This window comes from Spirosoma sp., from assembly GCF_026391055.1.
Lineage (GTDB): Bacteria > Bacteroidota > Bacteroidia > Cytophagales > Spirosomataceae > Spirosoma.
Genome location: NZ_JAPLET010000017.1, coordinates 1 through 13,207, shown reverse-complemented (window position 1 = coordinate 13,207; position 13,207 = coordinate 1). Strand labels below are relative to the sequence as shown.

Here is a 13,207-nt window from a genome sequence, read left to right as displayed (position 1 = left end):
CAGACAACTAACCCTTAATCCCCTCTCTTTTATGGCAAATCATTTACGAAGGGCCTGTGGCGCAGGCATTCTTTCCTTGTTAGTACTGGTCGGGTTTCAGCCCGGCTGGTCGCAGTCGGTCGTGCTGGCCAGTAGTGTTCAGCAGAAGCGGGTAGCCTCGGTTGAAGCGATGGTGAAGCGACAGCTCAAAGACGTGCTCACTGATCTTAAAAACCAGTACAGCGTCGATATTATGTTTGAAATGCGGACAGTAGAGGGACTTTCTGTGGCAGCAGAGACCCTGAACGCGAAAGCTACGCTGGATAGGAACCTGGAAACGATTTTACAGCCGCTGGGGCTTCGGTTCAAAAAAGTAAACCGTAACTCGTATCTCATTCTTGCCGCCAGAAAAGTAAAAAAAGTAGCGCCTGTATCGGCCCAGCTTCCGGTTCAGATACTTAATCAGAACCCGGTCTCGGAAAGTGAATCTACCGTAAAAAGCCCAGCTTTAGTGGCTTTATGGGCCGCCAGAACGGATACCCGGCTGGCCGCCGATCAGCCCATTACTGGCACCGTCAGGAGTGAAACCGGCGAAACGCTGCCCGGCGTCAATGTCGTGATCAAGAACACAACGAGAGGAACCACTACGGATGCCAACGGTCGGTTCACCCTGGAGGCACCCGCCAATGCCACGCTTGTTTTCTCAGGAATTGGCTTCGCTACGCAGGAGGTAGCCGTCAACGGACGTACCCGCATCGACCTGTCGTTAATAACGGATAACAAGCAACTTGAGGAGGTCGTCGTTGTGGGTTATGGCACGCAAAAACGCAACAGCCTAACCAATTCTGTGGCGCAGATCGGTGCCGAAGAAATTGCGCGCCGACCGGTTTCCAACATCCAGCAGTCGTTGCAGGGCCAATTGCCGGGCGTTACGGTGCTCGATCAGGGGGGCTCGCCGGGACGTTCCAACACCGCCATTCGCGTTCGGGGAATTACCACATTTAACATTAATGGCATCAGCAACACCGCCGGTACCAATAACGGCACCGGAGGCTACGACATGGGCAAGAATGATGCGCTGGTGATCGTGGATGGGATTGAGCAACGGCTTTCAGACATTAACCCGGACGATATTGAGACCATTTCGATTCTGAAAGATGCGGCTTCAACGGCCATCTACGGGTCGAGAGCAACCAATGGCGTAGTGCTCGTTACGACCAAACGAGCTAAAGGCAGCAAGGTACAGGTGGAGTATAACGGCTATTACGCCATCCAGAACTCCATTAACAAACCGACCATGATGGGCCTCGAAGACTACATGCGGTTACAGGTGGTGGCTTATACCAATGCAGGGGCGGCCCTGCCCGCCCGGTTCACAGAGTCATCTATTCAGGCCTATGTAACGGCCACCGACCGCGAGAAGTACCCGATGCCAAACACCTGGTTTCAAACGATGCTTCAGTCGGCCCCCCAGCAAAATCACACGCTTGCTGTTGCGGGGGGCACCGAATCCCTGCGAACCCGGTTGAGCCTTCGCTATCAGGATCAGGCCGGTATCATCACGAACTATAACAGTAAAATCGGAGAGATTCGCCTGAATACCGATTACACCATTTCGCCCAAACTGCGCGTTAGTGGCGATATCAATTACCGGTACAACTATTCGCAGGCCCCAACGATCGATCCCGTCAATTTCCTTTTTCACGGGACCCTCTGGGCGGTACCAAAATATGCCGATGGTACCTACGGACTGAGTACGCAGGGCAACAACCCGCTGATGTATGCCGAAATTGGGGGCAACTCTAAACGCTCGACCGATTATCTGGCGGGCTACGTAAAAGCCGACTGGGAGATCCTCGACGGGCTGACATTCTCGACACAACTGGCCGGACGAGGCTTTTTTACCCAGGACAAGAATTACGCAAACTCCTACGTGAACGTCGACAAGAATACCAACATTACCAAGACGGTCGCGAATAACACCCTGAGCGAAATTCGAAACACGCTTCGCGAATATACGCTGATCAACCTGCTGACGTACGAACGAAAGTTCAGTAGCCACAATCTGAAAGGCTTACTGGGTTATTCGCAGATTGGCAACACGCAAACGTTCCTGAGGGCCTACCGCGAACGGTTCTATAACAACGACATTCAGTCGATTGGTCAGGGAGCTAACGACGGGACAAAGAGCAATGATGGTAATGATGCCGATTACGGGTTGCGGTCGTACTTCGGTCGGGTAAATTACGACTACGATGGCAAATACCTGGTTGAAGTAAACGGACGGTACGACGGCTCTTCGAAGTTTACGGGCCAGAAACAGTACAGTTTCTTCCCGTCTTTCTCGGCGGGCTGGCGGCTTTCGAAAGAAAACTTCTGGCAGGGTTTGCAGAAAACGGTCAACGACTTCAAACTGCGTGGGTCGTGGGGTATAACCGGTAACCAGTCGGTGAATCTGTACAGTTATTACGCTTCCCTGACCGGTAGTGGTTACAATTTCAACGGGGCCGCCGTGCAGGGCTATCGGCAAACGACGCTGGCTAATACCGATCTGGGTTGGGAGTCGACCACCCAGCTGGATTTAGGATTGGATGCGTCTTTTTTTCGGAGCCGCCTGAACCTGACGGTCGACTACTACCGAAAGCTCACGAACGACATTTTGCTGAATCTGGATATTCCGGCCACCATCGGGTTGATTGCTCCTCCGCAAAATGCGGGCTCAGTCGAGAACAAAGGCTGGGAGTTTAGTCTGAACTACCGGGGTGCCAAAAATCCATCGGGTTTTCAGTATAACCTGGGAGCCAACTTCAGCATCAACGAGAACAAAGTCGTCGACCTGAAAGGCACCGGCCCGTACATTATTGGGTCTGATATTGACCCCCGCTACATCATTGCGGTTGGCCTGCCCATCAATGCGCTCTGGGGCTATAAAACAGATGGCCTTTTCCAGACGCAGCAGCAGATCACCGAATACAAGGCCACTTATGCTGCCAATACCAAACCGGGCGACGTGAAATACATTGATGCCAATGGCGACGGCAAGATCGACGCCAACGACATGACGAACATCGGTAATACGTTTCCCAAGTTCACGTTTGGGCTTAACTCGAATGTCTCGTACCGCAACTTCGAGCTGAACCTGCTCTTTCAGGGAGCAGCTAAAGTAAGTACCCGCCTGGCCGGGGCGTTGTCGGAAATGGGTAATCAGGAGGGTTTTACACACTCGATCTATACCAATAATTACTGGACGCCCGACAACACCGGCGCCCGCTTCCCCCGCCCGATCAAGTTCGACTTACGTAACGTAGCCACCTCCGACCGGCTAGTGATCGACGGATCGTACGTGCGGTTGAAAAACATCCAACTGGCGTATTCATTACCAGCGGCTGTGGCGTCGAAAGTGCGGCTGAGCCGGATTCGAACGTACGTGTCGGCTACCAACGTGCTTACCTTCTCGAAATTGAATGAGTGGAATCTCGACCCCGAAGCAGGCTCCGGCCGGGGGGTGTATTATCCGCAAACGTCGTTGTATACACTCGGTCTTAACCTGCAATTCTAAGCGCATTCACCCATTTATCTGTCAAAGATCATGAAACGAATAACGTATATACTGCTGCCTTTTCTGCTGGCTGTGTCGGGGGTGTTATTTACCGCCTGCGATCGGGAGTTGCTTGATACAGTTCCCAACGACCGCCTGTCGGAGAGCCTTTTCTGGAGAACGGAGAATGATGCTAAACTGGCTGTCAACTCCCTCTACACGGACCTCGACAGTACCAACATTTTTAGCTGGGATGCGCTAACGGACATTGCCCACGTAAATCAGCCGTTCGATATTCAATCGTATGTCGAACAGGGGCAGTACGACGCCACCAGCGCCAAGGTGTTCGCTGAGTGGGCCAAAGCGTACAAGGGTATCCGGGCGTGTAATTACTTTCTGGAAAACGTGAGTAAAGTGCCGTCTACGAATACGGCTTTGATCAATCAGTTCAAAGGTGAAGCCAGAGCACTCCGGGCGTATCAATACCTGAAACTGGCGAGTCTGTTTGGCGACGTTCCACTAGTAACAACGGCTATTTCGCTGGACGAAAGTCGCAATCTGGCCCGTGCACCCATTGCTCAGGTCTGGGATTTTGTCGACAAGGAGCTGAACGAAGCCGCTGGCCTGTTGCCTGCCACCTACGCTGCTGCCGACAAAGGCCGGTTTACCAAAGGGGCAGCCCTGGGGCTTCGGGCGCGGGCCAACCTGATGGCGGGGCGCTACCAGCAGGCTGCCGATGCCGCCGATCAGGTGATCAAACTGGGTGTTTATGGACTGAATGACAGTTACGAAAAGCTTTTCAGTTATGCCGCCGAGAACAACAAAGAAGTGTTGCTGGACCGGCAGTTCATTAAAGATACCTATCCAGTCAATGTGTTTGCGCTGATGGCTCCTTATAGCCAGAAGAGTGCGAACAGCAACTACGTACCCACCAAAGCACTGGTCGATATGTACGAAACAACCGCCGGGAAGCTGATTACCGATGCGACCAGCGGCTACGACCCCGCGAACCCCTACGCCAATCGTGACCCTCGGCTTAAGTTCTCGGTATTTCTGACGGGCGATGTGCTGCCGAGCGGGATCACCTTCCGCCCCGAGCCAACCAGCGGTACGGCCGATGCTGTGGGGAACACCTACATTGCGTCGACAACGGGTTTTAACATTAAGAAGTACATCAACGCCGAGGATTACGCCAACCCTGGAAACAACGGCATCAACATCATTCTGCTCCGATATGCCGAAGTTTTACTGACCTATGCCGAAGCGAAAATAGAGTTGAATCAATTGGACGCCAGTGTTATTTTGGCCATAAATGCTGTTCGTAATGGCCGTTCCGATGTGAAACAGCCGTCTATCAGCAGCACCGCCAGTCAGTCAGAGCTACGGGGTATTGTACGTCGGGAACGGATCGTTGAGCTGGCGTTCGAAGGGCAGCACCTGTTCGATATCCGGCGCTGGAAAACCGCCGAAACAGTACTGCCCGGCCCTATTTACGGGATTACCTACAAAGCGGCTAACGGTGCCTTAACAACCATTCAGGTGGTAGCCGTAAACCGCACCTTCGATAAGTCGCGGCATTACCTCTGGCCCATCCCGCAGAAAGAACGAAACCTAACCCCCACGCTCACGCAAAATCCGGGCTGGTAATAATGGAATGACACAGAGATACGCTGAGACCTTTGCTTATCTCTGTGCATCTCTCGTGATCTGTGTGTATCTCTGTGTCATAATCTAATGACGAAGGCATGAAGTCAGGTTTAATCATACCCAGCCTAGTGATTCTGCTACTGGCGGCAGGGTTATTCAGCTCCTTTACTCTACGTGAGCCGTCGGGCCGGGGCGCCGGACCACCCAATATTATCTATATCTATGCCGATGATTTGGGTTATGCCGAACTAGGATGCTACGGCCAGCAGAAAATCCGCACGCCGAACCTGGACAAGCTGGCCCGCGAAGGCATTCGTTTTACGCAGCACTACACGAGCATGCCCGTTTGCGCCCCTGCCCGCTGTATGCTCCTGACCGGCAAACACAGCGGCCATTCATACATCCGGGGTAACTATGAGATGGGCGGCTTCCCTGACTCGCTGGAAGGCGGTCAGATGCCGCTTTATCCGGGCGCCTTCACCATTGGTCGGCTATTGCAGCAGCAGGGCTACAGAACGGCTTGTGTTGGTAAATGGGGCATGGGTATGGCCAATACCACCGGCAACCCGAACGAGCAGGGCTTCGATTATTTCTACGGATACCTCGATCAGAAACAGGCGCATAACTACTACCCGACGCACCTCTGGGAAAACGGAAAACCCGACAAACTCGATAATCCTGTCATCGACGTACATCGGCGGCTAACTCCCGAAACGGCCACGCCCGAAGCTTTTGCTTATTACCGCGGCAACGACTATGCTATTGACAAGATGACGCAGAAAGCACAGGCCTTTATCCGTCAGCATAAAAGCGGCCCGTTTTTCCTATACCTGCCGTTCACCGCGCCACACGTGTCGTTGCAGGCACCCGAAGCTGCCGTAAAGGAGTATATCGGCAAATTTGCTGACAATCAGACCGCCGAGCGGCCGTATCTGGGGGAGCAGGGATACGCGTCGACGCCTTATCCACGCGCTACCTACGCGGCTATGATTACGCACATGGACGCGCAGGTCGGGCAACTGATGCAACTGCTGAAAGAGCTGAAGATTGATAAAAATACCCTGGTCATGTTTTCCAGCGATAACGGGGCTACATTCAACGGTGGGGTAGAAGCTGCTTATTTCAATAGTGTGGGCAAGTTGCGCGGTCTGAAAATGGATGTGTACGAGGGTGGCATTCGGGAGCCGATGCTGGCCCGATGGCCCGGCGTGATCAAGCCGAACCAGACCACCGATCACGTATCCGTTCAGTATGATCTGCTGGCTACGCTGGCCGAGCTGGTGGGCTATAAACGACCCTTCGTGACAGACGGCATCTCATTCCTCCCGATTTTACTGAACCAGCCTTCCCGCCAGAAACAGCACCCGTTCCTGTATTGGGAATACCCCGAAAAGGGCGGACAACTGGCCATTCGGATGGGAGACTGGAAAGCCGTCAAAACCAACGTGCGGAAAGTCCGAAGCGGACCCTGGGAGCTATATAACCTAAACAAAGATGTGAGTGAAACGACCAACCTGGCTGCTCAGCACCCGGATATAATCCGTCAGGCCAACGCCATCGTAGCCCGCGAGCACGTCCCTACGCACATCAACGAGTGGGAGATAATAAACCCTAAAATCAAACCAGCAAACTAACAACTCCCCAACCCCGAAGGGGTTGACTATAGATAACCCCGTATGCAATCCGGGGACTAACCACTATGAAACACATACCTATCCGACTATCACGCCTTGTGCTAAGTGCCATCACACTCATTGCGCTTGGGTTATCCATTAGTGCCTGGGTCGAGAAACCCGCTCCGGCAACCCCGCCCAACGTTGTTCTGTTCTTTATGGACGACCTGGGTTATGGCGATCTGTCTGTGACCGGTGCGCTGGACTATACTACGCCGAACCTGGATAAAATGGCGGCTGAAGGCACCCGTTTCACCAACTTCCTGGCGGCTCAGGCCGTGTGCAGTGCGTCGCGGGCGGCTCTGCTCACGGGTTGCTATCCTAACCGGCTGGGTTTGTACGGTGCCTTGGGGCCAAACTCGCCCATCGGCCTGAATCCGAACGAAGAAACCCTGGCCGAGTTGCTGAAAGAACGGGGCTATGCCACCGGTATGTTCGGCAAATGGCATCTGGGCGATAACAAGCAGTTTCTGCCCATGCAGCAGGGTTTCGATGAGTATTATGGCGTACCGTACTCGCACGATATGTGGCCGCTGCACCCCGCTCAGGCACAGGCAAAGTACCCGCCCCTGCGCTGGATTGACGGCAACGAGCCCGGCCCGGAAATAAAAGATTTGAACGATGCCGGAAAAATTACCGGGACCATTACCGAAAAGGCCGTTTCATTCATTCGTAATCACAAAAAGAAACCCTTCTTCCTATATGTACCGCACCCGCTGCCACACGTGCCACTGGCGACATCGGCCCGGTTCAAAGGACAAAGTGCCCGGGGTATTTTTGGCGATGTGCTGACCGAACTGGACTGGTCCGTTGGGCAGATCATGAACGAGTTGAAGCAGCAGGGACTTGACAGGAACACCCTCGTAATTTTCATCAGCGATAACGGCCCCTGGTTGAACTACGGCGACCATGCCGGTTCGTCGGGCGGATTTCGGGAAGGGAAAGGGACGTCGTTTGAAGGGGGCCACCGGGTGCCCTGCCTGGTGCGCTGGCCGGGTGTCGTACCGGCTGGTCGGGTGAGTAACAAACTGCTGACCGCGCTGGATATTCTGCCAACGGTTGCCAACGTTTGCGGTGCCCGACTGCCCAAACAACGAATTGACGGCGTCGATTGGGTGGCGCTGCTCAAAGGCGATGACTCGGTAACCCCCCGCGACAAGTTTTACTATTACTATCGAAAAAATAGTCTGGAGGCCGTGCGGCAGGGCGACTGGAAACTTGTATTCGCACACCCCGGCCGGACCTACGAAGGATTTTTGCCGGGGCAGGGTGGTAAGCCGGGACCAAGCACCGAAACGCATCCGATTACCGCCGGATTGTATGATCTCCGTCGCGACCCCGGTGAGCGTTACGACGTTCGGGAGCAGCATCCGGAGGTTGTAGCCCGACTCGAAAAGATTGCTGAAGAAGCCCGCACCGATCTGGGTGATGAATTACAAAAGCGTATGGGTGCTAACGTGCGCGAGCCGGGAAGGGTTAGTCAGTAACCACTGTAAAAGCCGTTTAAGCTATTTATGTATAGCAATTGTTGGCCCTGAACTGGTTTATGCGTTAGCAGCCAGTTCAGGGCCAACAATTGCTGTTTTGAACGTATTATGCCAACTAGTGGTAGTACGCAAGGGCGTATTATGCAGCGTGGATTTGGAATTCACGTTAGGTATTCACTATAGTGGACGATTACTGCCGTTATCACGTGGGTAGTTTAGTAGTAGATATATGTATGTAAATTTTAAATATCGTAAATCTAATAGCATTAATTAGTTATAAAATTATTCATTTAACTTCTATTTTGGATTCAAATATATTATTTCATATACATATATTTATTTTAAGGATGCACAACACTCAGTGTTTCTGTTGAGTTTTGTAAATCGTTTGTCTATCGGATAAGAGGATTTATGCTTAAGGTGTATTTGCTCATCCTAATAGGCTCATCCAGGCCGCTACATGATCCTGTCTGTCTGCACAACCTTTCGACTATTCCCGGTTTTACAACTTTATAATTTGTCCTTGATAGTCAAGCCCTATGGCTTGGGCAGGTATGAGTATTACCATATAAGTTTATAATAAATAAAAAAAGTAAACATGAAGTGTATTATAATTCTTTATTGTTTATTTGTATTGTCGTCTTAATAGATAAACTTGATTCGGTAAAGCGGCAAAAGATTATCCATCGTAACGAACCATAATATGATCTACAGAAGATTTCTACCAATCTTAATGGCATTGCTGTGCTTTTGTTTACCTAAGCTTGTAGTTGCTCAAACAAAACGTGTTGTTTCGTTCTCATTCAATCTGGCGGCTGGTGCACGTACCAGCGCAGGTGTATTTGCAAAGGACGGTACACTAATTAGAACCTTGTGGAGCGGAGTTAATTTGCCGGCAGGCTCGCATTCAAGGAGCTGGGATGGCCTTAACGATGATGGTCAGACGACCGCTACTGACAGCTACGACATACGGGTGTTATCGAACAACGTAAACTACACCTGGGAGGGTGTAATTGGTAACTCTTCCTATGGCATTAGCCAGAATAACAATGTTCAGCGGGCTTTTCTGCGCATGCAAAGTTTAGCCATTAGTGGTACGAACGCTTATTATGGCGTAGGGTACGCCGAAGGGCACCCCTCTCAGGCTAAGTTCGTTGTAGGCAGCCCGCAGGCTCGGATCGAATTTTTTCCAAAAGGTGAAACGGCACAGGCCACGCTGTTTACGGCTACCGACGGAACCACCGTTTACTGGGCCGGATACGATGGCTACAGCAATGGCAACAGCTGGTTTGTCTTCGGTACAAAAACGAGCGATAATACCGAACAGGTTTTCCCTAACGGGCAGTCGCTGAGAATGACTCTCGGCAAAACGTATGCCTCCTGTCTGGACGTAATTCCGCAAGCGGATGGCACCGTTACGGGCCTTGCCGTTCAAAAAAACGGCAACTACCTGTTCGTATCACATAAAGCCCTCCATCAGATTCGGGTCTATAACAAGACAACCGGTGCGCTGGCTCAAACACTGGCCTTCAACGATGCGGCCGGTTTAGCCATAGACGGGCAGGATCGGCTATGGGTTATTAACGGGGTAACCGTCCGTAAATATGCCGTACAGGCAGATGGTACCCTGCTTGATGCCGGTATGGCTCTTTCCGGTCTGGAACGCCCGATGGCGCTGGCCGTCTCGCCCGACAACGGCACCGTGCTCGTGGCCGATGGCGGAGGAAGCCAGCAGCTAAAAGCGTACAGTAATGTAGCCGGAATGCCGCTGTGGACGTTTGGCCAACGGGGCGGCTACATGACGGACCCTACGGTGAGTAACGATAAGTTCTACTTTTCGGACATAAGCGGGACGATCAACGATACGTTCGTGGCCTTTCAGGCTGATGGGTCGTTCTGGGTGGGCGATTCGGGCAACTACCGGGCGCAGCACTATTCGGCCAGCCGCACCTTCATCGATCGGATTCAGTACATGCAGAACAACTACAGCTGCTATGTGGACCAGAATAACCCCAGCCGGGTGTTTGCCCAATTTCTAGAGTTTTCGGTTGATTATTCGAAACCGCTGGCTGCCAACAACGGCTCCTGGACGCTGGTCAAAAACTGGCGCGCTACGCTCCCAGCCAATTATTTTGAGGTTTTATCGATCAATCATACGTACATCACCAACATATTCCGGGATGTGCTGACCATGCCCAACGGGCGCGTTTACGGCTTCCTGAAACGGTTCAGCGATAATAAACTGGTTGTGGTAGAACTGCCCGCCAGCGGCCCTTTACGCATTACTAATCAGACCTTTGATGCCCAGAATCGCTATACTTACCACATTACTCCAGATGGGTCGCTCAAACAATCCGCCAATAACTACTCAGGAACAACGGGTACCATTGACTGGGAAAGCCGGCCGTTGAACGGATTCGATGCCAGTAATAACCCGATCTGGGGAACGCCCGTTAACTACGCTTCGGCACCGATCAGCACGGGTGAAGAGCCCGTTACCTGGTACGGCGGGCAGGGACGAACGGGTGAAACAAGCGCATCGGGTGTTATGATTACGTTCGACGACGGGAAAGTAAATGGCGCCATGGGCGCAGGATACCACCTGGGTGGTATCAAAGTCAATACCAACAAATGGTTGTGGAAAACAGCCCGTGCCACCCTGGTCGACTACAAAGGCCCTTACCCATCGGATGGTGCCTACGATGTAGGCAACGGAGTCGTGTACGGCGGGGGCGGGGTTAGTGTCTACGACCGTAATATTTTCTGGAATTACCATGGTGAGTTCTGGAAAGGTAGTCAGACCAACAAATGGCAGCATGTTTATGACAATGGTCTGCTGGTGGGGGGCTTTGGCAAAACTGGCCCTGAGGCTCGTCAGGAGTCGGTTGATGGCGGACCTGTTCCTGGCATGGCCGGAAACGTTTACTATGGTACGGTAGTGAAAGGAACGGACGGTAACGTCTACCTCTACCACGCCGAAGAAGCGGGATGGTCGGGTATACACCGTTGGAAAATCAATGGGCTCAATACCATTCAGGAGCAGATTATACCCTTGCAAAGCCTGTCTACCTATGCCATTAGCACCGACCCGTCCGATCTTGGTGGAGTTGATCTTATGCAGGGGCTGGCTCGCAAAAGTGTGCTACAAAACGGAGCTTATGGATGGATCCGGAATCCGACAACTAATTTTGATAACGCCTACAACGATAAATGGATTGCGAAGATGAGCGTTCTGGCGTACGACCGTTTTGCAAGCCCGGATTTATACGTCAATTTTTCGAAAGCCAATAGCTCGTATACAGTTGCCCGTGATCTGGGTAATAATGTCGGTAAAACCTCCTGGAGTTTAAAAGGAACGATGACATTCGACGGTACCAATCCCAACAACGGGGTATCTGGTGTGGCAAATACCGGTGGCTGTTACTTCGATATTATCGACATCAACGGAAAAGTAATTGCCCGTATTAAACAACAGGTTTTCTTCGAACAGACCAATGCGCCAGTTAAACTGTATGGCAATGATAAAGTCATTGCGCAGGGGCAGTATTTCAACGCATCATCCCTGCCGGTAACCGCATCTGATCCTTTCGAAATATCGATGACGAATGACATTGTGACTATTAAATACCGAAACTTCGCTCCTGTTTCGTCTACAGCCTACGACAAGACCGCAAGCCTCAGAAGTCCGAAGTATGTCCGGCTGTTCTTCTGGTCGAACGGGATCAATTACGAGCGTACAATTGATATTCAAAGCCTGCGGTTCTATACCGACACCACCCCGCTGCCCACAACGGCCAGCGTTATGAACGGAACGAAATATTATGTGCAGGCAAAACACAGCGGTAAGTACCTGGATGTGGCTTCTCAATCAAGGGCGGATGGGTCTTCTGTCATTCAAACGGCCTACACCAGCGGTACCAGCCAGCAGTGGATGCTAACCGCCGTAGACAATGACGAATACACCATCAGCGCGGTGCACAGCAATAAATTACTGGATATAGAAGGTGCTTCGACCAGCGATGGCGCTACGGCCAGCCAGTGGACATTGAGTGGGCAGGCTAACCAGAAATTCAAGTTGATTGATGCGGGAGACGGCTACTTCAAGGTTGTAAACAGCAATAGTACCAGATGCCTTGAGGTACAGGCGAATTCAACAGCCGATGGCGCACTGCTACAGCAAAGTGCCTGCGGTGACGGAAATAATCAGAAGTTTCTATTTACCAAAGTAGCTGCGGTAGATATAAAGCCCAAAGTTGTCGATTCTTTCGGTGAGAGTTCGGACGTAAAAGTGGCTATCTACCCTAATCCATCCGTCGATTTCGTAACCATCGATGGCGCAAAAGGGGCTGCCGTAACCGTTTTTGATGCACTCGGCCGAATAAAACTGATCACCGATTGCGCGGTTGATTCGTCTACACTTTCTGTTTCTTCCCTGAGCACCGGCGAATACATTCTCCAGCTGAAAAAAGATAATCAGGTTATCAATAAAAAACTGATTGTGAGTCGTATGTGATGCACAGGGCCAGGTAAAAAAGAAGTCGCCCGCTTTTCGGTGCTAAATGGCCAGACAGGCATTCAGCACCAAAAAGCGGGCGACTTTATGGGTTCTATGGTAAGGCGTGTGATGCCGGATTTGCGAACTTGGCATCACACGCAATAAACGGAATAGCGACTAGCTGATAACGGCTAAGCGGGCTACCATGCTGTCGTGAATCTGGGTCATGGTCTCCTTCAAGTCGAAAGTCCAGTCCCAGCCCGGATAGTGCGCCTTGAACTTGCTCAGGTCCGAGATGTACCAGATGTGGTCCCCGCTCCGGTTGGTCTCCGAGTACTGGTAGTTCATCTTGTTGCCCGAAATCTGCTCACACAACGCAATCGCTTCC

The 13,207-nt window shown here is 51.9% G+C and carries 5 protein-coding genes and 1 pseudogene; 5 read left to right on the top strand and 1 reads right to left on the bottom strand.

Features of this window, described 5'->3' with window-relative positions:
• Nucleotides 1–31: 31 nt before the first annotated feature.
• The 5 genes from NT073_RS08910 (at nt 32) to NT073_RS08890 (ending at nt 12,837) form a co-directional block, all read left to right on the top strand.
• The gene (locus NT073_RS08910) at nt 32–3,538 is read left to right on the top strand and encodes a TonB-dependent receptor (protein ID WP_297371961.1); all 3,507 of its coding nucleotides are present in this window, start codon (nt 32–34) and stop codon (nt 3,536–3,538) included.
• Between the two features lie 30 nt (nt 3,539–3,568).
• Nucleotides 3,569–5,164, top strand: coding sequence for a RagB/SusD family nutrient uptake outer membrane protein (locus NT073_RS08905; protein WP_297371958.1), 1,596 nt, complete (start codon nt 3,569–3,571; stop codon nt 5,162–5,164).
• A 98-nt stretch (nt 5,165–5,262) separates the two neighbouring features.
• On the top strand, nt 5,263–6,798 hold the full coding sequence (locus tag NT073_RS08900; RefSeq protein ID WP_297371955.1) for an arylsulfatase: 1,536 nt from the start codon (nt 5,263–5,265) through the stop codon (nt 6,796–6,798).
• Nucleotides 6,799–6,863: 65 nt separating this feature from the next.
• Complete coding sequence (locus NT073_RS08895) at nt 6,864–8,324, top strand: sulfatase (RefSeq protein WP_297371952.1); 1,461 nt, start codon at nt 6,864–6,866, stop codon at nt 8,322–8,324.
• A 733-nt stretch (nt 8,325–9,057) separates the two neighbouring features.
• Nucleotides 9,058–12,837: an RICIN domain-containing protein gene (locus NT073_RS08890; RefSeq protein WP_297371949.1), complete on the top strand. Its 3,780-nt coding sequence runs from the start codon at nt 9,058–9,060 to the stop codon at nt 12,835–12,837.
• A gap of 159 nt (nt 12,838–12,996) precedes the next feature.
• Here the strand turns inward: NT073_RS08890 and NT073_RS08885 are convergent.
• Nucleotides 12,997–13,207, bottom strand: a pseudogene (locus NT073_RS08885) (NAD-dependent epimerase); the annotation flags it as partial.